Source organism: Bacillus sp. cl96 (assembly GCF_900100505.1).
Taxonomy (GTDB): domain Bacteria; phylum Bacillota; class Bacilli; order Bacillales; family Bacillaceae_G; genus Bacillus_A; species Bacillus_A cereus.
Window position 1 is genome coordinate 167,765 of the sequence record NZ_FNDM01000004.1, and the last position, 26,323, is coordinate 194,087.

A 26,323-nucleotide genomic window follows, 5' to 3' on the forward strand; every position below is an offset into this window, starting at 1 on the left:
ACACCTATATTTCCTCCCCTTCCTTCACAGCTTCTTTCAACCTCTGCAACATATATCCAATCCCTTTACACCCCTCTAGCGGATATGTAATCATTTCTTCTGGATATAACTTTGTCACTACTTTTTTATGCTTCTTCCCTGCTAGTAAGACGATTTCGTCAAACTGTAATAAACTTTTATCTACCATCTGTTTTTGTAATTGCTCTATATTTATTACCTCATCGCTTTTTGAATCAAATGCAAGATCATAGTTTTCTAATACAATATCATTTGGTCTTAAAAATCCATGTTTCGCCGATAATATAACCCAGTTTTCGAAAAACATAGTTGCGTACGCCTGACATGCTTTTCCGAACGGACTAATATACACATCTTTTGCTTCCATCGGTCCGTAGTCTGAATGTTTATCCCAAATTTTCTTTTTTCCACATGGAATTATACATATCCTTTTCATATATATTTCTACTCCCTTTACTTTGGTAAATAAAATTCATTATTTTGTACATTTTTCTCTCAAAATACTATATAATAATTCTGAAAAGTTTAAATTACACATTTTACCATATATGTACTATGGATCACTCTCATTGCAAATATTATAATACCATAAAAATTTTTGCATTTTTTTCTTCAAATTTTTATAATTAAATTTAAATATTATGATTTATAAATTAAATTAGGAAGGAGGTCCATAAAAATGAAAAATATTATCCCTGCACTATTAGTCTATTTTATTGTTTGCGTTATTTCCGTTATCATCCCAGCATCTGAAGGCTATAATTATGTCGGCTGGAAGTTATTTGTTGGGCAAGTGTATGCGATACCTATTTTCTTCATTACTGCTATAATTACATTTTATATAAACAAGAAAAAATCTTACGAATAAACGATTATAAGGATAGCTAACGCTATCCTTATTTTAATTCGTTAATCAAATTTAGAATGACCCTTGCAGTACTTTATATCCTTTCTTCTAAAAAGTCAAACGCCACTTCTGTATTTCAGCGTTTAAACGTAGCTCCTCCGAGAGCCAGCTCTCTAATTCTGAAACCGACGTAATATTTCGTTCTAAAAGTGACTGTAATTTACTCTCCAAATCATTAAACATACACAATCCTCCCGTTTTTAATTTTCTGTTTTTTAGAGATAAAAAAGGACAAGTAGCCAATCTGACTACTTGTCCTTACTGTTCATCTGTACGCAATACGATTAAGCTTGGAATGCTTCTGTTAATACTGGTACGATTTGTTTTTTACGAGATACAACACCTTTTAAAGTAGCTGTGTTGTTTTCTAGTGATACGTTGTATGCTTTCTCAACAACGTTTGCTGCTTTACCGATCGCAAGACCGACAGAATCATTAGTTAAGATATCAGTTACAACGAATAAGAATAGGTCTAAACCTTTTTCTTCTACTACTGCAGAGATTACTTTTTCAAGTTCCGCTTGGTGTACAAGAACGTCGTTTGTATCAACAGCGTTTACTTGTGCGATTTCAACTTTCGCATTACCCATTTGGAATTCTTTAGCGTCAAGAGAGATTAATTGCTCCATTGTTTTTCCGCTTAAGTCAGCACCAGCTTTTAACATTTCTAAGCCGTAGTTATCTGCATCTACACCAGCGATTTGCGCTAATTCACGAGCAGCTGCTACGTCTTGTTCTGTGCAAGTTGGAGATTTGAATAGTAAAGAATCTGAAATGATTGCAGATAACATTAAACCTGCAACTTCTTTATGAATTGTTACGCCATTTTCTTTGTACATTTTGTTTAAGATTGTAGCTGTACAGCCAACTGGCTCACAACGATAGTATATAGGATCGCTTGTTTCAAAGTTAGCAATACGGTGATGGTCAATAACTTCTAACACACGAACTGATTCGATATCGTTAGCACTTTGTTGACGCTCGTTATGGTCAACTAAAATAACGTTGTCCACTTCGCTTGCTACTGTCTCAACAAAACGCGGTCCTTCTACTTTAAAATAGTCTAACGCAAATTGAGTTTCACCGCTGATTTCGCCTAAACGTACAGGCTCAGCATTCATTCCTAATTCTTTTTTCAATTCTGCATAAGCAATTGCAGAACAAATTGCATCTGTATCTGGGTTTTTATGCCCGAAAACTAGTACTTTTTCCATGTTTTCCACCTCTTCATGAAAAGGATATCTTAAAGAAGCAAATATGACAATATTTAAAGCATATTTTTTTATAAATAATTGCACTTTCTTCTATATTTTTCATCATTTTCATAAAAAAAATCATCTAAAATGAATTAGATGATCGAAATGTATGTTTCAATTAAAATAGTGTAGGAGCTTGCACTACATTGTTAAAAGCGAAATTTGAGGATAAGCCATTATTCAAAAGGTTTACATCTATAACTTGATAAAACGCATTTCCAGTGTCTGCAATTTCCCAAACAGCTAAAATAAGATGGTATCCACTACGGTCAGTTGGTACATTTGCTTCGTGCGTTACTGTTGTCCCTGGTCTAGCTCCACCGTCATTTTTCACATAGAATGGCACTAAATCTAAATCTGATCGCGTTAAAGGTTTATTTGGATTCCAACCTTTTTTCGTAATATAATATTTCCACTCTTTTGTACTATGAGGAGCCGTTAGTTTCCACTTGAATGTATTCGTCCCGCCATTTAACGTAACTTTCTTCCACCTATCTACAGTTTGAACATCTAAAGCGGGAAAATGACCAGCCCCTGCAATTTGTCCATCAGAAGGTCCTAGTTGCGGAAATCCACCTATCCCTTCTACGCTTTGTGGTTCATATTGAATCGGTCCACAATTTACATTTACCCCTTGCTTACATAAATAAGATCGGCTCGCTGGTGATTCTACATATCCATGAGCTGAAGCCTTTTCTGAAAATCCAAATGTTAATAATCCCGTAAGTAATACTCCACCACTTAAAATAACTTTCTTCATCTTTTGTAAACTATTCTTTTTCATACTTTCATCCCCTTCCGATAATAAAGCGAAAATAACTATAGTTGGCTAGTCATCTTCTCTACATTTATTATAAGACGAGAATCATTACTAAAAGAACCCTCTAAAAAATTTCTCAAATTCATTTAGTGCGTTAATTAGATTATAATTAACTATTTTAACACCGCCAGAAAAATATAGACGGTGTTAAAAATAGTCGTTTATTATTCACTTACTAATAATTAAGCACTCTCCCCGTTTGATTATACCTTAAATGTTTTTATAATAAATAACCGTAGCATCTAACTTACCATTCGGGGAAATTGCATACCCTGGTATTGTTCCAACTTCTTGGTAGTCTAGTGATTTGTACAGTTTATTGGAAGGATCTCCTTCTCTAGTATCTAATACTAAAAGAGACCTGTTTTCTTGCTTTGCTCGTTCCTCTGCTTTTTGCATAAGCGATCGTCCAATACCGTTACGTCTAAAGTTTGGATGAGTCATTAATTTGCAAATCTCGGCTCTATGAATTCCGTTAGGCTTAGTAACTAATTGTAATTGAATACTCCCTGCTACTTCGTTGTTTATTTTAGCCACATACAATATCACTTCTGGCGCTAATACTGTTTGCCAATACTTTGTTGCGTCTTTTTGTTCCAGTGGAGGCAAAAAACCAATTGATGCCCCATCGTTTACAACCATTTTCAAAAGTTTCGAAAGTTCTTCCATATCATTTTCTAGTTGCTTTATTTCTTCAATTACTAAATTTCGCATTACTTTTCCCCCTTTTGTTTCATTGTAACAATTTTTAAAGAAGGAATAATGAAATAATAAGATGAATTTATAGAAAGATATGACTTTTTGTGAAAGGATAACGATATGAAATATATATTAGATAGAACGTACGCAAAAGAATTACTCGAATGGGCATATGAACAAAACCCGGGCCCTTGGTTTGAACATTCACTACATGTTGCTCATGCAACTGAAAACATAATTATAGAACTTATTAAAAATGGGTATAACCTAGATGCTGACATAGCATATAACGCTGCCCTTTTGCATGATATCGGAAGATACAAAGGTTTTACCAAATCGGTCATTCATTCCTATGATGGTTATATGTATATGAATGATTTAGGGTATACAGGAAACGCTGTTATTTGTGTGACACACTCATTCCCATGCAAAAATGAACATATAGATATCGCAGCGGAATGGAGTCTCGTTCCTGACCATATGAGAAGCCGGTTAGTTGAAATATTAAATGAACATTGTAACTACGACTTATACAATAAAGTAATTACTCTTTGTGACGCTCTTGCTGATGCGGGTGGCTTTACTACGCTGGAAAGAAGATTAATTTCTGTTGGTTTGCGTCATGGTACAACATCTCATACATCTTTACATTGGAAAGGGTTTTATGCGATTAAGAAAGAATTAGAAGCTTTAATCGGTAAGAGTATATACACAGTTCTTCCTGATGTAGAAAAATCTATTTATGAAGATATAGAATATTAAATTGAATACAAATTTAATTTCAAATAAAAAACGTTTTAAACATAAAGTTTAAAACGTTTTTTATTCAATGCTTTTGATTTTTCAGTTCTGTTAAACACTCTTGCACTAAAGTTACCGCTTGACTCATCGCAGCTCCGCCAGCAAATGCTGCTGAAACACCACATGCTTCCAGAATCTCTTTATCTGAACATCCTTGATCAAGACAACCTTTTGTATGATAAATTGTACAATACTCATCTTGCGTTGCTAAACTAATTCCTAATGCAATAAGTTGCTTTTCTCTTTTTGTTAAAGCACCCTCTTGAAAACAAGCTTGCGTGAACGCATTATATGTCTCAGCGATTTCAGGAATTTGATTTGTAAAACTACCTATACCTTCTTTATAATGATGTAGAATATCATTTATCGAACTATGTTGCTCATGTTCCATCTTATTCCCTCCAGTCATATTATCCATACCTATTGTAGTATGTGATGAAATGGAGGCAATATACCTTCTTTTAAATTAAGAATTTTCAGTTAATTTACGTTATAATTTTAAATTATCATCTACAATAACTTTTTCTCTAGAACTTTTTCTTTCAACCTCTTTACTTCTTTCTTCCCAAAATGTTAATCCTTCAATCTCCACATTTTTAGGATTAAATACTGGATCTTTCCCTTCTTTTTTCTGCCTTTCATAGTCTTTTAACACTTTTAATGCGATTTTACTTAATAATAGAATCGCGATTAAGTTTAACCATGCCATACTACCGATTCCTAAATCTCCGAGATTCCATAAAAGCGACGCTGATTCAACACTACCGATGTAAACCATAATTAAAAATCCAAATTTTAAAACTGGTTTTAACCAGCCATACTTCAATTGACGATCTAAATAAGTAAGTGTCGTTTCAGCGATATAGTAATAAGCGAGTAACGTTGTAAATGCAAAAAAGAAAATCGCAATTGAAATAAATATTGGACCAAACCCTGTTATCACAGTTTCAACTGCTTGTTGTGTATAAATTGGACCAGCTTCCACATTTCCTATATTTTGTACAATAGCGGTTTTCCCTTCAGGTATAACATTATACATACCTGTTATTAAAATCATAAGAGCTGTCGCTGTACATACGACAATTGTATCGATATATACTGAAAACGCTTGAACTAATCCTTGTTTTGCAGGATGCGATACTTCAGCAGCCGCCGAACTATACGTCGCTTCTCCGACACCAGCAACGTTTGAAAATACAGCGCGTTTTACGCCCCATGCAATAGCTGCACCAACAATTCCACCAAACATTTCATTTACACCAAATGCACTAGAGAAAATTAAAGCAAACATACTTGGAATCTCCGTTACATTCGCAATTAATATGATACATGTAACAATTACATAACCAATTGCCATAAATGGCACAAGCATTTGAGAAACACCGGCAATTCTCTTTACACCACCAAAAATAATTGCTGCTAGTAACACGACTAAAAATATACCAGTTATATATTTGCTAATACCATTAGAATTTTCGAATCCAACTGCGATACTACTAGATTGAATACCTGGTAATAACACGCCATATGAAAGTGTTACAACTACCGCTACAATGACTGCAAACCATTTCATTTTTAAACCTCTCTCAATGAAATATGGAGTACCGCCGCGATATTCATTCCCTACTTTACTTTTGTATACTTGAGATAATGTTGATTCTACAAACGCGCTCGCTGCCCCTAACAAAGCCATTACCCACATCCAAAATACAGCTCCAGGCCCGCCGAAAGCAATTGCTGTCGCTACCCCTGCAATATTACCAATTCCCACTCTTCCCGATAAGGCTAAACAAAATGCCTGAAAAGATGATATTCCCGTCTCTGAACTCTTTCCTTCAAATAATAGTTTAATCATCTCTTTAAAATAACGAATTTGCAAAAAGCGTGTTGCAATCGTGAAATATACGCCTGCCCCTAATGCAAAAACAACTAAACCGATACTCCACACTTGCCCTACTAACCATTCTACTAAATTCTCCATCCAAATCCCCCTTATCATTCTTTGGAAAAGCAATTTTGTATATAAGAAAACGGACAACTATTATCAAACTTTCTAGTTGTCCGCATCTTTCATTATTTCATCCCTCAATTTTTGTCAGTAAAACACCCTATTACTTTATATTTACCCAAACACTTTTCACTTCTGTATAATTATCAAGCGCATATGAACCTAATTCGCGGCCAATACCAGATTGTTTGTATCCACCAAATGGTGCAGCTGCATTTTCTAAGTTATAATCATTAATCCACACTGTTCCTGCTTTTAATTTATTTGCCACTTGATGACCCGTTTTGATATTTTGCGTCCATACACCCGCAGCAAGGCCATAGGATGAGTTGTTCGCTCGTTCAATTACTTCTTCTGTCGAATCAAATGGCAGAACAACAACAACTGGTCCAAATATTTCTTCCTTAACGATTGTCATATCGTCTGTAACATCTGTGAATACAGTTGGCTTAACGAAATAACCCTTTTCAAGTGCACGTTCACCACCAGCCGCAACTGTAGCGCCTTCTTTCTTCCCTTGCTCAATGTAATGTAACACACGCTCTTGTTGTTTCTTAGATACAAGTGGACCCATTTCCGTTCCTTTCTCCATACCTGCTCCAAGTTTTACGTTGTTCGCCATTTTCACAAGTGCATCTACTACAGTTTCATAATGTTTACGATGAACAAATACACGTGATCCTGCGCTACAATTTTGACCGTGATTATACATAATACCTTGGAATGCACCATTAATTGCTTCTTCCAAGTCCGCATCTTCTAAAATGATATTTGGTGATTTGCCGCCAAGCTCTAACGTTACATGCTTAATCATTTCTGCAGACTGACGCATAATATACTTTCCTGTAACAGTAGATCCTGTAAAAGCAACTTTATCAATGTCATGATGATTTACAATTGCTGCTCCTGCTTCAGGACCAAAGCCTGGTACAAAGTTTACAACACCGTTTGGAAATCCAGCCTCTTTAAAAAGTTTTGCTGTATATAGTAAAGATAAAGGCGTTTGCTCTGCTGGCTTTAATACGATCGTACAACCTGTCGCCAGTGCAGCTCCCATTTTCCAAGAAGACATAACGAGCGGAAAATTCCACGGAATAATCTGACCTACAACACCTACAGGTTCATGTCTCGTGTAATTTAAGTAATCTTTTGAAATTGGGATTGTTTGCCCAATAATTTTTGTAGCCCATCCTGCGTAATAACGATAATTTTCTACAGTTGCTGAAATATCATCATCAAGTGCTACTTGATATGGCTTTCCATTATCTAAAGCTTCTAGTTGCGCCAATTCTTCTCTATGTTCTTCAATTAAATCTGCTAATTTATAAATAAGATGCGCTCTTTCAGCAGTAGTCATTTCTGCCCACGGACCGGATTCAAATGCAGATCTTGCCGCTTTTACTGCAGCATCAATATCCTCTTCTTGCGCTTCACATACGACAGCTAGAACATCTTCTGTAGCTGGATTATACGTTTCAAACGTCTTTCCCCCAATAGCAGCAACAAATTTGCCATTAATAAACATTTTAATTTCTTCATTTAAAAACGCTTCCACTTTTGGTTTCAGCTCAATATTTGTCTTTAACATTATGTTCTCCTCCTTATTTAAACAGCTACATGAGCTGCAATATTTGATAAAATCGTTTGAAGCTTTTGATCTTCGTCAACAGTTAATCCTAGTCTTGGATAGCGAGAAGGTCCTCCCGCTTGCCCATGTAATTCCATGGAACGTTTAACGATTTGAACATATTTCCCTGATCCTTCAAGAAACTCGCAAAGTGGTAAAATAGCATCGTTTATTTCCCACGCCTTTTCTAATTCACCATTTTGAAAATGCTCATACATTTTTGTAACGAGACCGGGAACGATATTTCCTGCTACTGAAACCCATCCCGAAGCACCAACTAAATATGATTCCATAACTAAATCTTCAGAACCACAGAAGACTTGGAAAGCCCCTTCACTTTGTCTTACTAAATCTCTCGCTTTTCGAATATCTCCGCTAGATTCTTTAATATGTGTAACATTTTCACACTCTTTTCCAATACGGAGCATTAGCTTTGTACTCATATCAACACCAGAAGTAAATGGGTTATTGTATAGCATAATTGGTATATTTACAGAATTTGAGATTTCTTTAAAATGAAAATAAATCTCCTCTTCCTTCGGTTTACAATAGTAAGAGTTTATAATTAATGCACAATCCGCTCCGTGCGCTTCTGCATGTTTCGTATATTCAATTGTTTCTTTCGTCGTCTCTGCTGCAGTTCCAACAATGACTGGAATACGGCCATCAATTTCTTTCAACACGGTTTCTACCATTTTAAATCGTTCTTCTTTTGATAAACTTACAAACTCTCCTGTACTTCCATTAATGATGACACCTGCAACCTTTTGTTCGATAAAGTAATTTACATTTTGTTTTACCCCATCCCAATTAATTTCCTGAAATTCATCCATCGGTGTTATTAATACTGGAAATGCCCCTTTAATTTTTTGCATATTTATCTCTCCTTATCACATTTTATTTTAATAAGAAACCTGCCGGAAATGGATCCGTAGGGTCTAATAGAAACGTCTGCATTCCTGTAATAAATCCTCTACTTTCAAAACGGAAAATGTATCCTAGTTCCTCCTTCTTCACTTTTTCCACAGTTATAAAACTATTAAATATACTTTCATTTTTAAAAGGTTTATCCGCCATATAATCATTTTTAAATAACGCATGAACATAGGAAACGATAGTAGAAACAAAACCTGGCGAACGTACGATAAAGTTATCTTCATGAAATGTAATCGACTTTATATGGTTCTTTTCTTTTTGCGAAGGATCTACTAAAATAAGCCTTTTTATTAGCGACTGTTTTTGTATAACCTGCAGTGTAGCTTCTCCCCATCTTTTCAATTCTGAAATGTTTTCAACACGAATTTCTGGCGAATACGCACCTTTTTCTACAACTGCATATACTTTATCTGCTTGTATGAGAGAATAACTTACATTACCAACCTGTAAATTTTCCTCAATCAAATAGCATAGTTTGCTTTCAAACGAAACCGATATAACTTCATCATTCTCTACATACGCATGAACTAAAAATATTCCAGATAACGTTTCAATTTTGTATTGATTGGACTCTCTCTTTTTTAAATACCCACTTTCGAGTAACATCGTTATTACTGCAACAATGCCTCCATAATGAAGCGGAATCGAACCTTCATGATTAAAAAATAATACAGCTGCATCCACTTCATTATGGATAGATGGAACGACAATACACCCGTTCAAACCGATAAAACCACGTGGTTCATTTAATAAAAGCTTCATCTCTTCTGCTAATTCACCCGAAAATTGTTCATTTAATTGCTCCAAACTGTAGTAGTATTTGCATGGTACGTCTTTCATTACACGAAATGCCTCGCCATTTACATGTACGTCTACTGCTGTATACATTTTTTGAATGTTCATTTTATATCCTCCGTTTCATGTTCCATCGGCGGAATTAGCAAAAATCCTTCTTTAAGTGGATCCATTTCATTGTAAAAAAATTTATGCATACCCATAAGCCAAGCTGATCCCGTAATTTTCGTTATGACAGCTTCAATATTTTCAACATGTGTCGTATTCATGACATATCCTTTAAATAAAGAACCAACGATACTCTCATGAATGAACTCTTCACCAATTTCGATTTCTTTCTGAGCGTATAATACAGCTAGCTTCGCAGATGTTCCTGTACCGCATGGAGATCGATCTATTCCGCCTGGTGGTACAACAACTGTATTTTTCACATGCGCACATTCATGAGTAGGATCTGTATAAAATTCAACATGTGTTAATCCTCTTATAAACGAATACTCTGGATGAGTGATTTCAAACTTCTCATTAATTGTGTTTCTTATATGAATCGCCTTATCGATGATTGTAGATGCATTTTCTGGTACTAATTCTAGATCTACTGATTTCGCATCAATAATGGCATAAAAATTCCCTCCATACGCAATATCAGCTTCTATAGTTCCAATGTCTTTCACTTGTACAGTAATATTTTTTAATAAAAAAGCTGGTATGTTACAGAAAGATACTTCTTTTGCTTTTCCATCTTGAACAGCAATATCTACTTCAACTAAGCCAGCCGGTGTATCTAGTTTTAAAGAAGTAATTGGTTCAACTACCGGAATTAAACCTGATTCAACTAACGCTGTACATACACCGATTGTATCGTGACCACACATCGGTAAATATCCACCTGTCTCTATGTATATAACACCTATATCAGCCTCAGGATGACACGGGTCTGTTAATAATGCCCCTGACATTACGTCATGACCACGCGGTTCATTCATTAACAATTTTCGAATCCAATCATACTCCTTTTTCATATGTAACATCTTCTCTGCCATCGTCTCTCCAATCAACTTTGGAAGTCCACTAATTAATGTCCTCGTTGGATTCCCACCCGTATGTGTATCAATTGTCGTAAAGACTCTTTGTGACTTCATCCGTTTAACACCCTTTCTGTAAAACGACTCAAACGAAGTGGTTCAATAGGAATAATTGTCTCTTTTTCATTTAATAACTCTTCAATTACTTTCCCAGTAACTGCTGCAAGACTAATTCCATCCCCTTCATGCCCAGCGGCAATGAAATAATTTGGAATATGTTCCACTCGTGAAATAATCGGTAAATGATCTTCTGTCCACGGACGTAAACCAGCGTAAGAACGAATTACCATCATATCTGCCATTTTCGGATAAAAGCGAATCGCTCTATTTGCAATACATTTAATGACTTCATTGTTTATTCTCGTATGAAACCCTACAAATTCACGGCTACTTCCAATTAAGAAATTTTGACTTTCAGTAGGCTCAAATACGAGCGCAACCCCGTATTTTTCAGTTAAAGCATCTACTTTTCGTTTTCCGCCAAATTTAGAAATTAAATAACCGAATTCCATTACTTTACGGCATCCTACGTGTTGTTGCCTTGAAGCTACAATAATATGCCCTTTTCTCGGTTCAATTGGTATATTTATATTTAACATCTGACCAATCTTAGGAGCCCACACACCCGCTGCATTTACAACTTGTTGTGCTGTAAAAGTTCCATTCGTAGTTTCTACAACAAATGAACCATTCGTATCTATGTTTATACTCTTTACTTCGGTCTGTTTAAAAGCTTTTGCGCCAAACTTTTGTGCCTCTGACAGAAGCGAGAATGCAAGGAGATATGGATTCACAGTTGAATCCGTCGCACATTCTAAACCGCCTAATAAATCATCAGCAAAAAAAGGCGACTCTTCTCTTATATCTTGCCTATCAAGCATTCGAAACGGTAATCCAGCTTCTTTTTGCCGATTTACCCATTGCTGCGCAGCTTCCATCTCTTCGTCTGACTCACATACGAGAATACTTCCTGGTGCCCTATATTCAAATGAATGCTCTAATTCTTCACTTAAATCAGTTACTAATTTTTGACTTACTAAAGACATTTGACTATCAAACCCTGGGTCTTTATCAATGGCCAAAATATTCCCATCACACCGTGAAGACGTCCCGCTGACAAATTCTCCTTTTTCAATGATTGTTACGTCTCTTCCGTATTTTGAAGTGTAATAAGCGATAGAACACCCTATTATTCCACCACCTATAATTAAAACGTCGCAGTGCCTCACACTATACTCCTCCTTTCCCTAAACCTCTCACTTTCTTTTATGCAATTGACGTGCCAATTCTGTACATATACAATTTTTATAAATAATATTTTTATTTGTAAAAATATTTTAAATTTATAGTAAATAGGTGTATTATTTTTTTATCACTGTCAAAATTTTTATACATAACAGGAGGACATTATGGCATTTTCATTTCCGACTATACAAGAATTTTTGGAAAGCGCTTTAATCAATCATACATGTAGCCTTGATCGCATTAAGAAAATAAACGAAAGGTTTTATTATCTCCCTTCTACTACAGAAGAATATAATTGCGCAATTATTTATGTAGATGACTCATTCACTGCATTAATTGACGCTTTTTCTTATGAATTAGCTGTTATCATCCTTAATGAAAACGATGAGCCGCTATGCTGTATAACTTCTCAGCAAATGATTCCATTTCTTTATAAGTCCTACAATGAACTACAGTCATTTTATGACACTGTAATACAAACAACTGACTCTTCTGTTACAGTCATTGATAGTAAAGAATACGTTCGAACTTGGACAGATGGCGCTGAAAAAATATTTTCAGTCAATCATAATGAGATTATTGGGCAACCGATTACTCGTTTTTTTGATTATAAAGACTTGGAAATTTTACAATCTTTACATGATGGAAAAAGCATAGTCGCTCAGTTCCATCAGCCTCGTCCCGATTTATTCGTATTAATTAATTCAAATCCAGTTTATTGTAATGATGAAATTATAGGAGCAGTCGTTTCAGAAACAGATGTTACAAATCAAGTCGCTTTAAATGAAAAACTATTTAATATGTCACATGAAATGCACCGTTTAGAACAAGAAGTGGCAAAGTATAAAGATGAATCCGATCCATTCCTTGCGATGAATGGGAAAAGTCCTGTTATACAAAGAACGATACAATTAGCTAGAAAAGTTTGTTCGGTAAAATCAACTGTTTTAATACTTGGGGAAAGCGGAGTTGGAAAAGAAGTATTTGCGAAAGCAATTCATGAAGCAAGTGAGGCAGCGAAGGCGCCTTTCATTTCGATTAACTGCGGGGCAATTCCAGAAGCGTTATTTGAAAGTGAATTATTTGGTTACGAGCGTGGGGCGTTTTCTGGAGCAAATAGTAAAGGAAAAAAAGGGAAAATTGAACTCGCGCAAGGCGGTACTTTATTTCTTGATGAAATAGGTGAAATGCCACTTGATATGCAAGTAAAACTGTTACGTGTACTGCAAGAGCGAAAGTATTACCGAGTTGGTGGTGAAAAAGAAATTAATATTGATTTCCGCATTATCGCTGCTACAAATCGTGATTTACAAGAAGAAATGAGAAAAGGAACTTTCCGAGAAGATTTATATTACCGCTTAAATGTAGTTAGCTTGCATATTCCACCGCTGCGCGAAAGACGCGAGGATATTATTGAATTAACTTATTCTTTCTTAAATGATTTTTCAATCAACTATAACCGACCAATTCGTGACCTACCTTCAAGCATTATGCATGAACTGCTTCATTACAATTGGCCAGGTAATATTCGCGAACTTCGAAACGTTGTTGAACGGCTTGTGGTATTCGCAACAGACGGAATTATAAAACAAGAATATCTACCATTTCATACGACTGAAACTTTAGACAACCATACAGCTCATTCCCTATTACTCAGCAACAATAATACAATCCTTTCTTTACAAGAAGAGATGGATGAGCATGAGAAAAAAGTTATTGAAAGGGCTTTACGAATTTTAAATGGGAATAAATTAGAATGCGCAAAACAACTTGGCGTAACAAGGGCTACTTTATATAACCGTTTAAAGAAACTTGGACTTCAATAAAGAATCATTATGCACCAATCAGGCGTTTACAGGTAGCCACCTCCTCTCTATATTGGCATGATTTTTGCTTATATAATTTGTGAAAATCGAACTAGAGGAGGAATACACATGACAAATAAAAACAACTTAATCGTTTGTCGTTGTGAAGAGGTTACATATGGGCAACTTCAATCAACAATTGCTGAATATAACTGCTCGGCAAGAGAATTAAAACTAAGAACACGTGCTGGCATGGGATTTTGCGGTGGGCGCACATGCAGAATAATGATAGATCGAATGATTGAAAATGCGAATCCTGACGTAAATCTTAATGAACTACCGTTAAAATATCAACCACCAATACGTGCAGTTACTTTTGGATCAGTAGGTGAAAGTAAATGAGTAGAATTACACATCACCCTATTTTAGGTACTTTACAAAGTAGTGAGCGTATTACCTTTCAATTTAACGGTCATCAATACGAAGCATATGAACATGAAACGATAGCTGCTGCCCTGTTAGCAAATGGAATACGGACATTAAGAGTTCATGAAGATAGCGGAACACCGCGAGGTATTTATTGTAATATCGGGCACTGTTCCGAATGCCGCGTGACAGTAAATAATCAAACAAATGTACGCGCATGCTTAACTGTTGTAGAAGAAAACATGGTTGTTGAAAGCGGGAAACAGCATCCGAATATCGTGAGAGAGATGGTGAAAAAGCGATGAGTGATGTAATTATTATAGGTGCAGGGCCAGCGGGATTATCTGCTTCTATCTCTTGTGCTCGTTTCGGACTAAAAGTGCTCGTTATTGATGAATTTATGAAGCCGGGCGGGAGATTGTTAGGACAGTTGCATCAAGAGCCTACTGGAGAATGGTGGAACGGAATAGAAGAATCGAAGCGACTTCATGAAGAAGCAGAATCACTTTCAGTACATATCAGGTGCGGTGTTTCGGTCTATAATTTAGATAGAGATGAAAACAATTGGTTTGTACATACTAATATCGGTACGTTAGAAACACCTTTCGTACTACTTGCTACTGGAGCTGCGGAATATTCTATTCCCCTTCCTGGCTGGACACTTCCAGGAGTGATGTCAATTGGAGCAGCTCAAGTTATGACAAATGTTCATCGCGTGCAAGTTGGAAAAAAAGGAATTATTATTGGTGCTAACATTTTGTCTTTCGCCATTTTAAGTGAATTGCAATTAGCGGGAATTACAGTGGATCATATTGTACTCCCTGAGAAAAGCGAGTTAAGTCAAAAAGCTGGTGAACCTGAAGAAGTTTTAAACTCTCTTTTAAATGCAGCTCACCTCGCTCCTTCTGCTTTCTTGCGAATAGGTAGCCACTTTATGAAATTTGATTGGATTCGAAAAGCTGGATTAACATTCTATCCAAACAACGGAATGAAAATAAACGGAACGCCACTTCACCTTCGGAAAGCAGCTCTTGAAATTATCGGAACAGATCAAGTTGAAGGTGTACGTATTGCTAATATTGACTCTAAAGGAAATGTTATTAATGGAACAGAGAAAATATATGAAGCAGATTTTGTATGTATTGCCGGGGGATTATACCCACTTGCCGAACTTGCAGCTGTAGCCGGTTGTCCCTTCCATTACATTTCAGAATTAGGCGGACACGTTCCTCTCCATTCCGAAACAATGGAAACTCCTCTTCCTGGTTTATTTGTAGCTGGCAATATTACAGGCATTGAAAGCGGAAAAATTGCGATGGCGCAAGGAACAGTTGCAGGTCTATCTATCGCAAAATATGCAAGTAAAAAACGTGATATAGTCGACCAACAATTATCTCACGCCATGCAAAACGTTCACTTTGTTCGTCAGAAAGCTGCAATTCAGTTTAATCCGATGGTAGATATCGGTAGACGAAAAATGAATGAAATTTGGCGTGATTATTCTTCTACATATGCACATACTAAAAAGAGCTGCTGAGATTATTCTCAACAGCTCTTTTCTCTACTCATCTGAGTTATTAAATTTCGCTAATGCGTAAATTCCTTCTTCATCATCTAATTCAAGTTGCAATCTCGCTGCGAATGGATTGACATTATATTCTCTGTCAAGCAATAAGCGTAAAGCTTCGATTAAGTTTGCTTGAATTAAAATTTGCTGGCGACCATTTACCTCTACTTCCGCAGAGAAACCGTAGTCATCATCATACATAAGTTCAACTAATACTTCTTCTGGACCCACTTGTCTTTTTTCAGCGATATATATACAAAGCGCATTTATAAGCTCTTGTTCAGAAATTTTTATTGTTTCCATGCTACTTCATCTGCCTTCTTCTTACGTTGGTCTTTGAAGTATTTAAATGCACGAACCGCTAACATTACGATACCAGCCATTACTAACATATTTACCATAAACGCTAATACAGAACCAAGAGCTCCCATATTTGCAAATAAGCTACCCATTAGTAAACCACCAAGACCACCTAGTAATAAACCTTTCATAAAGCTTCCTTTATTACTTTTTGGTGCTGTATTTGTTGCTTTCGTTTTTGAATCTGGAGTCGTTTTTTGAGAATTTACATTTGAGTCTTTTTTGTTTAAATCAACTTTTGACTTTTGACCTGAACTTGGTGTAAATGATTTTTTACCAGATTTGTAACTTTTCGCTGCCGCATGATCTACGAACATAAAGCTGCTAGCCCCAAAGATAACCATGAATGCTGTCATTACTGCTACAAGTTTTTTCAACATATTATATCCATTCTCCTTTTATATAGATATATGTGAAATCTATCTTTCTAGTAAATTCAGAATGATAGATTTGTTTTTAAGAACATTTTAAAGGTTCTTATGAACTTATTATATGAACTTTTGTCGAAATATGCAAGTATTATTTACTTCCGACAGTTTGGTGACAAAGGAAAAATTAAGCAAAACAGAATTGACTTTAAATGAAACAAAACATATTATAAGTTCATAAGAACTTTTTATTATTTTGGAGGTGAAAAGATGGAAACATTTCATCTCACACGAAACGAAATGGCTACCCTTCTTCTATCACTAAGAGGATGGAATACGAAAAAGCCTCTCGGTATTTTACAAGAAGCTTGGGCAAAGTCACATAAAAAAGATATTGAAAGCGGACAAAGCGTTACAGCTTTTATTACTACCGCACTTTCACCTATTTTTGAAAAGCTGATTAAAATTGACGATACTGATGTCGGTTTTTCTTTAAATGAAATAGTTGCGCTTGGCAATCAGATTGAAAACACAAGTTTCTCTGTAACTGCTATGCAAAACTGGGTGAAACGAGATATAAAAGAAATGATTGGCTCTCCTCAAAAGGGGAAAAAATATTCAATTGAACAAGCAGCCTTACTATTTATTGTCGAAGATTTAAAAACAGCACTTGATTTTGAATCCATTCGTAAGCTATTACGCCTTATTGTAAATGACCCAGCCGATCGAAGTGATGATTTAATCAATCCTGTTCATTTATATGTAGCATACTCTTCTCTATTTGAAGAACTCAATCAAGGGAATTGCTTACAATTAAATGCAACAGATACCGTTCATACAATTGAAAACATCGTAAAAGAAAAAGCTGATAAAATCGCAAGCAAGTTCGATCAAATTAATGACGAACAACGCGAAGCAATTCGTAACGCTATTATTATTGCGACCCTTTCTGTACATACCGCATATGTACAAATGTTAGCAAAACGTTACGTAACAGCAACTTTATTTTTACAGAACTTAGATGTGAAGCCTTAAAAAACAAGCATCCCCCGTCATATACGTAGTACAGGGGGATGCTTGTTTTCAATCAATATAAAATACAAAAATCATTTTACATCTAAATTTACGTTTCCATCTCATTCATTTTTTATTTTCGAACCAAATCAAATTGAATAGGCATATTCTTTTTTAGGCAATTTTACTATCTCTTGAATGAAATTTGATTTCTCTAAAATGTCCTCTAACTGCCCCTCACTATAGACGTAAATACCACCTACATATGAACTGTACGCCTTTTTCTCAGTTATTACTGCTAAGGTGCTATTTTCCTTTTTAAAATCACCCTCTAGTCCTTTTTCAAAAGATAAACTTTTGGCTTCTGAAAAATAAAGGTGAATTAACGTCGCTAATTGTACGTCCTCTGATTTTGCAAAGTACTTTATTTCATTTAAAATCATTTCATCTTGTAACGGAAGAAAGTCTTCTACTTCTAACTTCTCTCCTTTATGAAAGAAGTTTTGAAGTTCAGGAGTATAGAACGAAAGATTTTTCTCCTCTATCATTTTTAAAATTGTTTGCAGCAATATGTCTTTTCCTATCACAAACGGATGGCCAAATCCATTATTGTAAAGCTCTTCTTTCATTTTCATTAATTGTTCGATGAAGGGGATTCCTGATTCTTCAATAACAAGTTTATCGTCAATTAAACGCATGTTAGCAATCAATTCTTCTATCTGTAAACCTTCTAATTCAAGCGATGAGTAATATAAATCTCTATTCCAAAAATCTAATTGATCCATTCCTAATGAATTAAATAAGAGCTCATCTATAATTGGAAAAACTCCATCTTCTGTTAAAGCTTTCGTTACATCATCTAATAATCTATGTGTTTGATTTAAAATCGTACGTATTTCTTCGTCCTCTTGAATGATTCGTACCGTCCACTCACCATGATCTTCACCCGATATTTGCTGAAAACAATGTGAATATGGCCCATGTCCAACATCGTGTAGAAGGGCTACAGTAGATACTAGCTTTCGTTCATATTTCGATAAATGTATGTCACCAATCTCAGTAAGATGTTCTATCACTTTATTTACTAGCACATATACACCTATCGAATGTTCTTCCCTCGTATGTATTGCGTTCTCATGTAAAAAATAAGTATGTCCTTGTTGTTTAATATTCGCCAACCTTTGAAATGCTTTTGTATCTATCAATCGAAGGATATCTCTATCACGAATAGAGATTGGTCCATAAATCGGATCTGTAATATACATACGTTCTCCTCCTATTTTTGTAAATGAAAGACCTATACCATTATACTTAATTTTCAGTCTATTATCATTGATATATGAGAAATTTTTAATAATCTTTTCATTAACCCTTCATGAAAACGTGGCTTATATCTTTTACTATAATAATTATGAGAGACATAAAAGAATTGAAATAGCAATCCCCTATGTAAATAAGGTATAATCTACATATAGTGAACCTTTTACGTCATTAAATAAAAGGTTCTTATACTCAAAAATTCATAAACTAGAAGGTGCAACAATGTTAAGTAGTTTTATTCATTCAGTATTAACGTTTTTTGAAGGATTAGGTTATTGGGGCATTATGCTTGGACTTATGATTGAAATTATCCCAAGTGAAATTGTCCTTGCTTATGCAGGATACTTAGTATTCAATGGAAGTATCTCATTTATAGGCGCTGTTGTATTCGGTACAATTGGCGGTGTTATTGCTCAAATCTTTATTTATTGGCTTGGACGATACGGCGGACGCCCTATATTAGAACGTTACGGAAAATATATTTTCATACATAAAAAACAAATAGATGCTGCAGAAGATTGGTTTAATCGTTACGGAACTGGCGTCATTTTTACAGCACGCTTCATTCCAGTAGTGCGTCATGCGATTTCAATTCCTGCTGGTATTACAAAAATGCCATTACTACGTTTCACTACATTAACAGCACTTGCGATTATCCCTTGGTCTATTATTTTCATTTATTTAGGTGAAAAACTAGGTGAAAATTGGGAGAATATAAACGATATTGCTGGTCCGTATGTGAAATCATTCGCAATTGGTGGCGTCGTACTTATACTTTTATACTTCGTTATAAAAAAATGGACAAAAAAGCGTAAAAATCTCGCTTAAGAATATAATAAAAACCGCTATAAATTCATTCGGAATTATAGCGGTTTTTTATTTATATATGAATTAATCTTCAGGAATTATATAATACCTTTCCATCTACATTTACATGGATAAGCAACCATTTGATCATTTCTTTCGTATATTATCTCAAAAAGGAGTGATTCCCCTATGCATTGGCAGCAAAAAATACCGTACTTAATCGGCCGCCCTATCGGCATTTCCTTCATAAATGGGCAAGGAACTTCTGGTGTATTATGTTCAGCGCATGATGGTCAATTATATGTGTATGAATACCTTTATCAAGCTCAGTTTGCAATGAAACATTATGATTATAGACAGATTCAAGATATACATGCATTCCCAAATTGTCCTCACCAAAATCCTCTATACTAAAAAAATCGGAACGGCTCATAGCCATTCCGATTTCTATACTTTATTTCTCAGAATAAAATTTCTGCACTGCTTCATCAAAATAAATCCAACCTTTCCAGCCCAAATGAATCGTATCTTTTAAGAAATACTTATCATATTCATGACCAGAGAAATCAATTACTGGATATCCTGCTTTCTCAACCTGTTCTCGAACTTTTTTATAATACACTTCACGGCGTTCTTTCGGGAAGCCAGTATAATCATACCAAGGCCCATTTACAGGTACAGAAATAAAGAGTGGTTTGACATTTTTCTCTTTAAATAACTCTAAAATAATTTGTAAATCATCGTATTCTGGTGATTCATCATATGTTTCATTTGCTCTAAAGTTTTTTAAACCTTTTAGTTTTTTCTTCAGATTATTCTTATGATAATACGGATTTTCAATTCCGAATGTATTTGTAGTAGATTCAGCTTTCCCTTCTTGTTCTGCGTGTTTACGTGCGTCTTCCCAAGAAATTGAACGAAGTCTGATATTTGTTTTCTCCTTCATCGGTTCGATTTTAAATAAAGAGTTAAATATATCTCTATGATTTAAAATATTTCGATGCATATAAGCAAGTGGTTTAACTAAACCTGCTTTTATGTTATGTTTCGTATCATTATATACAATACCTTCTAATGAATTTTTTAATATATCATCTTCTTGAACAACTTTATAATCTAATAGCCGTTTCGCGATTTGCTTTTTCATTCCTGGATTTATCTCATCATTAAAAACAAAATGATATGCTTGTTGTTTGGAGAAATTATTAGTGAAATCCCCTTGTGAGACACCAGTCTTTGTAAACCATTGTGGTGAAAGAACAAAGACTACTTTTTTACCTTCTAATTCATCCATAGTAGATGTCATATTTAAAATATGAGCTAAACTTTGTGTACCGCCAGTTCCAATTAAAAACGGTGTAAAACCAGCTGGATTTACTTTGAAATAATTAGACGGATGATATGCATCCATTCGTAAAAATTCTGATGAACCGTACATCGGTAAATACTGTGAATTCTCTAACATTTTTTGCTGTAAGAAAACACTTTGTAATTTCTCTTTTTGTAAAGAAGTTGCCGCATCTTCTACCTTCTTATCACTAATAAGCGATACTAAACTTTTCGATGGGATTAGAATGATAATGAAAAAAAGCACACATGCTAAAATTATAGGACCAAAAGCATGCTTCATTTTCATCTTCTGTCCCTCTTTCTATCGTTATTAAATTGTAACCCTTGTTTTTGACACGTCATCTTTTCTCTCCTTTGTCTCTATACATGTTCCATTCTATTTATCTATTATATACATGTATGTATTTCCTTCCTTGTTCTATTAAGCCCTATATAAATAGCGCAAGAAAATGTTTCCATAGAAACATGTTAATTATACAAGATTCTACATAAATTTCACACTGGAATTTTAGTAATAATTTTATTTTTTAACAATAAAAAAACATATGAAATGTCTAGAATTCTTCGGATGATGTATGAAGTTCAAAATATGATAATAAACGCCCGCTATGATTAACTTCATGAGTATATATAAACCCGAGCTTTCGTAAAAGTTTTTTCGAGCTCTCATTTGCTACTTTAACTCTAGCAATTATTCTTGTTACATTCAGAGTCTCTATTGCATATTTAATGGAAGCCTCTGCTGCTTCTAATGCATACCCATTCCTCCAATGTTCTGGGTCAAGGAGATACATAATTTCTATTGCACCTGTTTCATCTACCTTTCTTAAACCACAATGTCCTAAAAGCTTTCCTGTTTCACTATTAAATAACAACCATACCCCGAAGTCATACTGTTCCCAATGTAAGATAAGTTGCCCAATATAATCATTTGTTTCTTCCTTCGACATTCCTCTTGATTTAGCCAACCATTTGCCAACAGTATCTTTTTTTAATATGTTATAAAACTGATTAATATCTTCTACAATTGGTTTCCTCATAAATAATCTTTTTGTATAAATTACTTTCTCTTCTTCAAACATAGACATCATTTCCCCTCCAAATACTGTTTACAGACTAATAAATTATACCATGAACTATTTTTCTAACTTTAAATAAGAAAAACAGACTATCACATACATGAAGTCTGTTTCTCCATTCTTTTATTTTTGTACATCTGCCCATTTTAAACTTGTAGCTGGACCAAATTGATGTACATATAAATCTTTCACATATGGTTTTTGTAAGTAAGATAATCCACGCTGGAATACCGGTGCAATTACTGCATCATCAAGTAGCATTTTTTCAGCATCTTGCATTGCTTTCCAGCGGGCCTTTTCATCATTACCTAATTCTGTTTTAATCTTCTTAATTAACGCATCATATTCTGGGTTTGCATATTCTGTATTATTGACGCTACTTCCAGAAAGGAATACTTCTAAGTAAGTCATTGGATCTGGATAATCCGGTAACCAGCGTGATAACGACATTTCATATTCTTTCTTCTTCTCAAGTGCTAATTTTTGCGTATGTGGTTGTAATTTCACATTCACTTTTAATCCTGGTAAGTTTTTCTCAAGCTGCTCTTTAATGTACTCTCCAACTTTTTTAAAGTTTTCCAAGTCATAATTTAATAGTTCTAACGTCACTTCATCTGTACCTGTTTCTTGCTTTGCCTTTTCCCAATATTCTTTCGCTTTTTTTACATCAGTTTTATTAAACTCACCTGCCGTACTTCTAAAATCTTTTTTATCTGGCCCCTTTAAAAATCCTTTTGGTACGTAATAGTTTGCTGCAACCGATCCATCATTTAAAAATGAATCTGCGAGTCCCTTCTTATCAAAAACTGTACTTAGCGCAAGACGTGCATTTTTATTTTTAAGAATCGGTACATTTTCATTAAATCGGAAGAAGTACATAACTGGATCTGTATATTGTTTTAGCTCTTTATTATTTTTATATTTATCTACGAATTCTGTAGAAATAACAGCTCTATCAACTTTATCTGTTTCATATAAATTTACCGCAGTTGAAATTTCTTTTACAATTTGATAGTTTACTTCATCTAACTTCACTTCTTTTTTATCCCAATACTTATCGTTTTTCTTCATTGTAAAGCTAGCTTCATGCTTCCACTCTGATAATGTAAACGGTCCATTATATACCGCTTTATTTGCTTCTAATCCATATTTATCACCTTGCTCTTTTGCATATTTTTCTTTAATTGGATAGAAGGATGGTAAAATTAATAATTTCGTAAAATACGGTACAGGATGTTCTAGCTCTACGACGAATGTTTTATCATCCTTCGCTTTTACTCCTAATTCATCTAGACCTAGTTGTTTTTTATTTATCTTCTCAGCATTTTTTACATCGTACGCAATGTATGCATATTGAGAAGCAGTATCTGGATTTATCAATTGCTTCCAAGCGTATACGTAATCATGAGCGGTTACTGGCTCTCCGTTAGACCATTTCGCATCACGCAATTGGAATGTATATGTTTTTCCATCTTTACTCACTTCATATTTTTGTGCGCCGGCTTCAATTATTTCATCATTTTTCGATAGACGAAATAGTCCTTCCATTACGTTATTCAAAACGTTAAACGAGACTGCATCTGTTACTTTCCCTGAATTTAACGACGGAATTTCACCTGTTTCTAGTAACTGTAATACTTTCTTCTCATCTTTCGGCTTTGTTGCAGTTTTTTCTTTTGCGCAACCAACTAAAAATGAAGAAACTAATAGAGTACTAACTAATGAGTAACGAATAACTTTTTTCATTTAAAAACCCCCTTCTATTTTTCAGGTAAGTAACGACGAGCACCAGCGTATTCTTCTATATATCCTGGTGTATTTAGCGGTATAATCTCTACCGACCTTTCAGCTCTTGGTGAGTGAATCATATTGCCATCACCAATATACATTGCAACGTGATGGACACTACCTTTCCCTTGATCATGTGCAAAGAAAATTAAATCTCCTTTTTGTAGATTTTCTTTATCAACTGCAACCCCTGCTCTTGATTGCGGTCCAGAATCTCGCGGAATTGTAATGCCGTGCGATTTATAGATCGTATGTGTGAAGCCAGAGCAATCAAATCCAAAACCACTTGTACCAGCCCATATATACGGTAAGCCTAAAAACATTTTCCCTGTGTTAATTAAATCATTGGCCGCCGGAGTTGGAATATCAGTTTGAGATCGGTAAACTGTTCCATCATTTTTTCGTAGCCATGCTTTCTGACCGTTTGGCAACAATACACGGTATGAAATTGTGTCTTCACTTAATAGCGGCAGTCTTGTATTATAACTGACTTCAAGTGATTTATGTTTTTCAGAAGGATTTATATATAAAATCGCTGTTGGTTTGGTTATTAAGACAAAAGGTTCATTTGTTTTATCTGCAAATTCTTGATTATATGTTAATTGTTTTTCAGGCATCCAGCCCGGATAACCTTCTTCATTTCGTGGTGTTGGCTGTCCATGCACTAATACCTTCACCCATTCACCTTTCTTATCAATAACAGTTACTTCTTGACCGAGTAAAGCTTGTGTTTCTAATTTATTTGCATTTGTTAACCATAGTTTCTCGTCAAGTGTCATTGATTTCGTCCATTTCCATAGATCCACTGGATTTGTTGCACTCGGTGTATCGATTGGTCTTAATGAATCAGGTGCTGTCCATAACGTTGCAGCAGATACATCTATAAATGCTTTATTATCCTTCTTTTCTTCAGCATTTGCCGATGTAAACGATGAAAATATAAATAAAGTTGTTAAAAATGCAGTTCCTACTTTTTTCATATATATCCCCCTTAAAAGATAGTTTACTTGTCTCTTCTCCTAAGATTTACTATTCACTGTCGATTGAAGGTTTACCTTTGATCCAGAATAAGTCATTCCTTCTGGCTCTTCCATTAACCAAAGCGGTGCATCAAGATCAAAATAATGAATATTAGGATGCGCTGCCGCTAAATGCGCAACAGCACTAACGGAAAGTGAAGACTCCATCATGCTGCCCACCATACACTTCACACCAGCTGTTTCTGCGATATCAGCAATACGCCATGCTTCACGTATGCCACCACATTTCATTAATTTAATATTAATGAAATCTGCATATCTTCCTTGAACGAGCTTTAATGCGTCACTTGCTGAAAATATACTTTCATCGGCCATAATTGGCGTTTGCACACGATCTTTGACGTACTTTAACCCATCCCAATCTTTCGCGTGTACTGGTTGTTCAATAAATTCTATATTTAAATTACGATTTTCCATCTCTTGAATGATAGAGACCGCTTCTTTTGGACTCCAACCTTGATTCGCATCTAAACGTAATGTCGTATTTCTTGGTACCACATTTCGAATTGCCTCAATACGTTCCAAATCTAAATGCGCCTCTTTACCCACTTTAATCTTTAATGTTTGAAATCCTTTTTCTATATGTTTCTTCGCTTCTTTTGCCATTAATACAGGCTCATCCACACTCACTGTAATATCGGTATGAATTTCTTTCTTCCCGCCTAACAATGCATATAACGGCACATTTTGATATTGGCAATATACATCATATAAAGCGATATCTACCGCTGCTTTCGCACTTGAATTTCCAATACAACTCATTTGAATGCGCTGTAGTAACTGCTGAAATTGAATGATATTTTGACCAATTAAACATGAACGCATCGGCCCTAAAATCGCTTCTTCCATTCCGCTGGTGAAATCCCCCGTAATAACTGGCGTTGCGGCTGCAGCCCCCTTACCAATCACTCCTTCGTCTGTATGAATATAAACATCTATACTTTCAATTTCGGTTACAGTACGAAGCGCGGTTTTAAACGGTGTATGCAGTTTTACACGTCTACGATTTACTTTTACATCTGTAATTTTCATTTTGTTCATCCTTTCGTTCTCCAATGAAATGAAATTTTAATCCACCGGAGATTTATACCCACGGATTATTAGGTAAACCCATTGGGCATTTACTCTCCTATCTCTCTACTTTATTTTCGTTTACTTTTAATGTAGGACGATAATGTGAAATAAAAAAATCCAGCCATAAG

At 35.0% G+C, this 26,323-nt stretch carries 29 protein-coding genes; 9 read left to right on the plus strand and 20 right to left on the minus strand.

What is annotated here, in order from left to right; all coding sequences use genetic code 11:
• Window positions 1-4 precede the first annotated feature (4 nt).
• Window positions 5-454, minus strand: coding sequence for a DUF6884 domain-containing protein (locus BLT20_RS11070; protein ID WP_000820903.1), 450 nt, complete (start codon window positions 452-454; stop codon window positions 5-7).
• Between the two features lie 243 nt (window positions 455-697).
• On the opposite strand from BLT20_RS11070, the gene BLT20_RS11075 reads away from it, so the two are divergent.
• The gene (locus BLT20_RS11075; protein ID WP_000789485.1) at window positions 698-886 is read left to right on the plus strand and encodes a DUF4017 family protein; all 189 of its coding nucleotides are present in this window, start codon (window positions 698-700) and stop codon (window positions 884-886) included.
• 87 nt (window positions 887-973) lie between these two features.
• Here the strand turns inward: BLT20_RS11075 and BLT20_RS31020 are convergent, their stop codons facing one another.
• The 4 genes from BLT20_RS31020 to BLT20_RS11090 all read right to left on the minus strand — a co-directional run bounded on the left by BLT20_RS31020 (window position 974) and on the right by BLT20_RS11090 (window position 3,715).
• Window positions 974-1,108, minus strand: coding sequence for a hypothetical protein (locus tag BLT20_RS31020; RefSeq protein WP_000481363.1), 135 nt, complete (start codon window positions 1,106-1,108; stop codon window positions 974-976).
• Window positions 1,109-1,209: 101 nt separating this feature from the next.
• Window positions 1,210-2,139: a manganese-dependent inorganic pyrophosphatase gene (ppaC, locus tag BLT20_RS11080; RefSeq protein WP_000416860.1), complete on the minus strand. Its 930-nt coding sequence runs from the start codon at window positions 2,137-2,139 to the stop codon at window positions 1,210-1,212.
• Between the two features lie 160 nt (window positions 2,140-2,299).
• Window positions 2,300-2,965 (minus strand): lytic polysaccharide monooxygenase, encoded by a 666-nt coding sequence (locus BLT20_RS11085; RefSeq protein ID WP_000742279.1) that lies wholly within the window; start codon window positions 2,963-2,965, stop codon window positions 2,300-2,302.
• Window positions 2,966-3,211: 246 nt separating this feature from the next.
• Window positions 3,212-3,715 (minus strand): GNAT family N-acetyltransferase, encoded by a 504-nt coding sequence (locus BLT20_RS11090; protein ID WP_001245258.1) that lies wholly within the window; start codon window positions 3,713-3,715, stop codon window positions 3,212-3,214.
• Window positions 3,716-3,820: 105 nt separating this feature from the next.
• Here BLT20_RS11090 and BLT20_RS11095 point away from each other — a divergent pair, with 105 nt between their 5' ends.
• The gene (locus BLT20_RS11095) at window positions 3,821-4,462 is read left to right on the plus strand and encodes an HD domain-containing protein (protein ID WP_000875112.1); all 642 of its coding nucleotides are present in this window, start codon (window positions 3,821-3,823) and stop codon (window positions 4,460-4,462) included.
• 64 nt (window positions 4,463-4,526) lie between these two features.
• Here BLT20_RS11095 and BLT20_RS11100 read toward each other — a convergent pair whose 3' ends face one another.
• The 7 genes from BLT20_RS11100 to BLT20_RS11130 form a co-directional block, all read right to left on the minus strand.
• On the minus strand, window positions 4,527-4,919 hold the full coding sequence (locus tag BLT20_RS11100) for a carboxymuconolactone decarboxylase family protein (protein WP_001999958.1): 393 nt from the start codon (window positions 4,917-4,919) through the stop codon (window positions 4,527-4,529).
• A 72-nt stretch (window positions 4,920-4,991) separates the two neighbouring features.
• Window positions 4,992-6,482, minus strand: coding sequence for an alanine/glycine:cation symporter family protein (locus BLT20_RS11105; protein ID WP_000429526.1), 1,491 nt, complete (start codon window positions 6,480-6,482; stop codon window positions 4,992-4,994).
• A 130-nt stretch (window positions 6,483-6,612) separates the two neighbouring features.
• On the minus strand, window positions 6,613-8,097 hold the full coding sequence (locus tag BLT20_RS11110; protein ID WP_000920988.1) for an aldehyde dehydrogenase family protein: 1,485 nt from the start codon (window positions 8,095-8,097) through the stop codon (window positions 6,613-6,615).
• A gap of 17 nt (window positions 8,098-8,114) precedes the next feature.
• Window positions 8,115-9,011 (minus strand): 4-hydroxy-tetrahydrodipicolinate synthase, encoded by an 897-nt coding sequence (gene dapA, locus BLT20_RS11115; RefSeq protein ID WP_001169456.1) that lies wholly within the window; start codon window positions 9,009-9,011, stop codon window positions 8,115-8,117.
• A 22-nt stretch (window positions 9,012-9,033) separates the two neighbouring features.
• Window positions 9,034-9,975 carry a proline racemase family protein gene (locus BLT20_RS11120; RefSeq protein WP_001025561.1) on the minus strand — a complete coding sequence of 314 codons (942 nt, stop codon included), beginning with the start codon at window positions 9,973-9,975 and terminating at the stop codon, window positions 9,034-9,036.
• Window positions 9,972-11,009, minus strand: coding sequence for a proline racemase family protein (locus BLT20_RS11125; protein WP_000842047.1), 1,038 nt, complete (start codon window positions 11,007-11,009; stop codon window positions 9,972-9,974). The genes BLT20_RS11120 and BLT20_RS11125 overlap by 4 nt, the downstream gene beginning before the upstream one ends.
• Entirely contained in the window at window positions 11,006-12,181 is a 1,176-nt protein-coding gene (locus BLT20_RS11130) for an NAD(P)/FAD-dependent oxidoreductase (protein WP_001215257.1), read from the minus strand. Before BLT20_RS11130 ends, BLT20_RS11125 begins: the two co-directional genes overlap by 4 nt.
• A gap of 180 nt (window positions 12,182-12,361) precedes the next feature.
• On the opposite strand from BLT20_RS11130, the gene BLT20_RS11135 reads away from it, so the two are divergent.
• The 4 genes from BLT20_RS11135 to BLT20_RS11150 all read left to right on the plus strand — a co-directional run bounded on the left by BLT20_RS11135 (window position 12,362) and on the right by BLT20_RS11150 (window position 15,965).
• Entirely contained in the window at window positions 12,362-14,023 is a 1,662-nt protein-coding gene (locus BLT20_RS11135; protein WP_000885732.1) for a sigma-54 interaction domain-containing protein, read from the plus strand.
• 108 nt (window positions 14,024-14,131) lie between these two features.
• A complete protein-coding gene (locus BLT20_RS11140) occupies window positions 14,132-14,404 on the plus strand; it encodes a (2Fe-2S)-binding protein (RefSeq protein ID WP_000182617.1) in 273 nt (90 codons plus the stop codon).
• Entirely contained in the window at window positions 14,401-14,733 is a 333-nt protein-coding gene (locus BLT20_RS11145) for a (2Fe-2S)-binding protein (protein ID WP_000087065.1), read from the plus strand. The genes BLT20_RS11140 and BLT20_RS11145 overlap by 4 nt, the downstream gene beginning before the upstream one ends.
• Window positions 14,730-15,965 (plus strand): NAD(P)/FAD-dependent oxidoreductase, encoded by a 1,236-nt coding sequence (locus BLT20_RS11150; RefSeq protein WP_001286095.1) that lies wholly within the window; start codon window positions 14,730-14,732, stop codon window positions 15,963-15,965. Before BLT20_RS11145 ends, BLT20_RS11150 begins: the two co-directional genes overlap by 4 nt.
• Window positions 15,966-15,989: 24 nt before the next feature.
• Here BLT20_RS11150 and BLT20_RS11155 read toward each other — a convergent pair whose 3' ends face one another.
• Together BLT20_RS11155 and BLT20_RS11160 are read right to left on the minus strand one after the other, a co-directional pair.
• The gene (locus tag BLT20_RS11155; RefSeq protein WP_000447747.1) at window positions 15,990-16,298 is read right to left on the minus strand and encodes a YxcD family protein; all 309 of its coding nucleotides are present in this window, start codon (window positions 16,296-16,298) and stop codon (window positions 15,990-15,992) included.
• Window positions 16,286-16,735 (minus strand): hypothetical protein, encoded by a 450-nt coding sequence (locus tag BLT20_RS11160; RefSeq protein WP_000914478.1) that lies wholly within the window; start codon window positions 16,733-16,735, stop codon window positions 16,286-16,288. Before BLT20_RS11160 ends, BLT20_RS11155 begins: the two co-directional genes overlap by 13 nt.
• Window positions 16,736-16,993: 258 nt before the next feature.
• Between BLT20_RS11160 and BLT20_RS11165 the strand changes: the two genes are divergently transcribed.
• Complete coding sequence (locus BLT20_RS11165) at window positions 16,994-17,758, plus strand: DUF1836 domain-containing protein (RefSeq protein WP_000447230.1); 765 nt, start codon at window positions 16,994-16,996, stop codon at window positions 17,756-17,758.
• A gap of 128 nt (window positions 17,759-17,886) precedes the next feature.
• Here BLT20_RS11165 and BLT20_RS11170 read toward each other — a convergent pair whose 3' ends face one another.
• A complete protein-coding gene (locus BLT20_RS11170) occupies window positions 17,887-19,002 on the minus strand; it encodes an HD domain-containing protein (RefSeq protein WP_000275987.1) in 1,116 nt (371 codons plus the stop codon).
• A 277-nt stretch (window positions 19,003-19,279) separates the two neighbouring features.
• On the opposite strand from BLT20_RS11170, the gene BLT20_RS11175 reads away from it, so the two are divergent.
• Entirely contained in the window at window positions 19,280-19,885 is a 606-nt protein-coding gene (locus tag BLT20_RS11175; RefSeq protein ID WP_000952913.1) for an undecaprenyl phosphate transporter UptA, read from the plus strand.
• Between the two features lie 168 nt (window positions 19,886-20,053).
• The gene (locus BLT20_RS11180; protein WP_000558689.1) at window positions 20,054-20,278 is read left to right on the plus strand and encodes a hypothetical protein; all 225 of its coding nucleotides are present in this window, start codon (window positions 20,054-20,056) and stop codon (window positions 20,276-20,278) included.
• A 40-nt stretch (window positions 20,279-20,318) separates the two neighbouring features.
• On the opposite strand, the gene dltD is transcribed toward BLT20_RS11180, so the two are convergent.
• The 5 genes from dltD to BLT20_RS11205 all read right to left on the minus strand — a co-directional run bounded on the left by dltD (window position 20,319) and on the right by BLT20_RS11205 (window position 26,162).
• The gene (gene dltD, locus BLT20_RS11185; RefSeq protein ID WP_000782310.1) at window positions 20,319-21,500 is read right to left on the minus strand and encodes a D-alanyl-lipoteichoic acid biosynthesis protein DltD; all 1,182 of its coding nucleotides are present in this window, start codon (window positions 21,498-21,500) and stop codon (window positions 20,319-20,321) included.
• Window positions 21,501-21,768: 268 nt separating this feature from the next.
• A complete protein-coding gene (locus BLT20_RS11190) occupies window positions 21,769-22,302 on the minus strand; it encodes a GNAT family N-acetyltransferase (RefSeq protein ID WP_000061617.1) in 534 nt (177 codons plus the stop codon).
• A gap of 114 nt (window positions 22,303-22,416) precedes the next feature.
• Complete coding sequence (locus BLT20_RS11195) at window positions 22,417-24,039, minus strand: peptide ABC transporter substrate-binding protein (protein WP_000755966.1); 1,623 nt, start codon at window positions 24,037-24,039, stop codon at window positions 22,417-22,419.
• A gap of 14 nt (window positions 24,040-24,053) precedes the next feature.
• On the minus strand, window positions 24,054-25,061 hold the full coding sequence (locus BLT20_RS11200; RefSeq protein WP_000755418.1) for a C40 family peptidase: 1,008 nt from the start codon (window positions 25,059-25,061) through the stop codon (window positions 24,054-24,056).
• A 39-nt stretch (window positions 25,062-25,100) separates the two neighbouring features.
• Complete coding sequence (locus tag BLT20_RS11205; protein ID WP_001038463.1) at window positions 25,101-26,162, minus strand: dipeptide epimerase; 1,062 nt, start codon at window positions 26,160-26,162, stop codon at window positions 25,101-25,103.
• Window positions 26,163-26,323 lie beyond the last annotated feature (161 nt).

What these genes read in the sequence shown, in the direction of transcription:
- BLT20_RS11070 (WP_000820903.1), bottom strand. Translation starts at nt 454, where the DNA reads ATGAAAAGGATATGTATAATTCCATGTGGAAAAAAGAAAATTTGGGAT.
- BLT20_RS11075 (WP_000789485.1), top strand. Translation starts at nt 698, where the DNA reads ATGAAAAATATTATCCCTGCACTATTAGTCTATTTTATTGTTTGCGTT.
- BLT20_RS31020 (WP_000481363.1), bottom strand. Translation starts at nt 1,108, where the DNA reads ATGTTTAATGATTTGGAGAGTAAATTACAGTCACTTTTAGAACGAAAT.
- ppaC (WP_000416860.1), bottom strand. Translation starts at nt 2,139, where the DNA reads ATGGAAAAAGTACTAGTTTTCGGGCATAAAAACCCAGATACAGATGCA.
- BLT20_RS11085 (WP_000742279.1), bottom strand. Translation starts at nt 2,965, where the DNA reads ATGAAAAAGAATAGTTTACAAAAGATGAAGAAAGTTATTTTAAGTGGT.
- BLT20_RS11090 (WP_001245258.1), bottom strand. Translation starts at nt 3,715, where the DNA reads ATGCGAAATTTAGTAATTGAAGAAATAAAGCAACTAGAAAATGATATG.
- BLT20_RS11095 (WP_000875112.1), top strand. Translation starts at nt 3,821, where the DNA reads ATGAAATATATATTAGATAGAACGTACGCAAAAGAATTACTCGAATGG.
- BLT20_RS11100 (WP_001999958.1), bottom strand. Translation starts at nt 4,919, where the DNA reads ATGGATAATATGACTGGAGGGAATAAGATGGAACATGAGCAACATAGT.
- BLT20_RS11105 (WP_000429526.1), bottom strand. Translation starts at nt 6,482, where the DNA reads ATGGAGAATTTAGTAGAATGGTTAGTAGGGCAAGTGTGGAGTATCGGT.
- BLT20_RS11110 (WP_000920988.1), bottom strand. Translation starts at nt 8,097, where the DNA reads ATGTTAAAGACAAATATTGAGCTGAAACCAAAAGTGGAAGCGTTTTTA.
- dapA (WP_001169456.1), bottom strand. Translation starts at nt 9,011, where the DNA reads ATGCAAAAAATTAAAGGGGCATTTCCAGTATTAATAACACCGATGGAT.
- BLT20_RS11120 (WP_001025561.1), bottom strand. Translation starts at nt 9,975, where the DNA reads ATGAACATTCAAAAAATGTATACAGCAGTAGACGTACATGTAAATGGC.
- BLT20_RS11125 (WP_000842047.1), bottom strand. Translation starts at nt 11,009, where the DNA reads ATGAAGTCACAAAGAGTCTTTACGACAATTGATACACATACGGGTGGG.
- BLT20_RS11135 (WP_000885732.1), top strand. Translation starts at nt 12,362, where the DNA reads ATGGCATTTTCATTTCCGACTATACAAGAATTTTTGGAAAGCGCTTTA.
- BLT20_RS11140 (WP_000182617.1), top strand. Translation starts at nt 14,132, where the DNA reads ATGACAAATAAAAACAACTTAATCGTTTGTCGTTGTGAAGAGGTTACA.
- BLT20_RS11145 (WP_000087065.1), top strand. Translation starts at nt 14,401, where the DNA reads ATGAGTAGAATTACACATCACCCTATTTTAGGTACTTTACAAAGTAGT.
- BLT20_RS11150 (WP_001286095.1), top strand. Translation starts at nt 14,730, where the DNA reads ATGAGTGATGTAATTATTATAGGTGCAGGGCCAGCGGGATTATCTGCT.
- BLT20_RS11155 (WP_000447747.1), bottom strand. Translation starts at nt 16,298, where the DNA reads ATGGAAACAATAAAAATTTCTGAACAAGAGCTTATAAATGCGCTTTGT.
- BLT20_RS11160 (WP_000914478.1), bottom strand. Translation starts at nt 16,735, where the DNA reads ATGTTGAAAAAACTTGTAGCAGTAATGACAGCATTCATGGTTATCTTT.
- BLT20_RS11165 (WP_000447230.1), top strand. Translation starts at nt 16,994, where the DNA reads ATGGAAACATTTCATCTCACACGAAACGAAATGGCTACCCTTCTTCTA.
- BLT20_RS11170 (WP_000275987.1), bottom strand. Translation starts at nt 19,002, where the DNA reads ATGTATATTACAGATCCGATTTATGGACCAATCTCTATTCGTGATAGA.
- BLT20_RS11175 (WP_000952913.1), top strand. Translation starts at nt 19,280, where the DNA reads ATGTTAAGTAGTTTTATTCATTCAGTATTAACGTTTTTTGAAGGATTA.
- BLT20_RS11180 (WP_000558689.1), top strand. Translation starts at nt 20,054, where the DNA reads ATGCATTGGCAGCAAAAAATACCGTACTTAATCGGCCGCCCTATCGGC.
- dltD (WP_000782310.1), bottom strand. Translation starts at nt 21,500, where the DNA reads ATGAAAATGAAGCATGCTTTTGGTCCTATAATTTTAGCATGTGTGCTT.
- BLT20_RS11190 (WP_000061617.1), bottom strand. Translation starts at nt 22,302, where the DNA reads ATGTCTATGTTTGAAGAAGAGAAAGTAATTTATACAAAAAGATTATTT.
- BLT20_RS11195 (WP_000755966.1), bottom strand. Translation starts at nt 24,039, where the DNA reads ATGAAAAAAGTTATTCGTTACTCATTAGTTAGTACTCTATTAGTTTCT.
- BLT20_RS11200 (WP_000755418.1), bottom strand. Translation starts at nt 25,061, where the DNA reads ATGAAAAAAGTAGGAACTGCATTTTTAACAACTTTATTTATATTTTCA.
- BLT20_RS11205 (WP_001038463.1), bottom strand. Translation starts at nt 26,162, where the DNA reads ATGAACAAAATGAAAATTACAGATGTAAAAGTAAATCGTAGACGTGTA.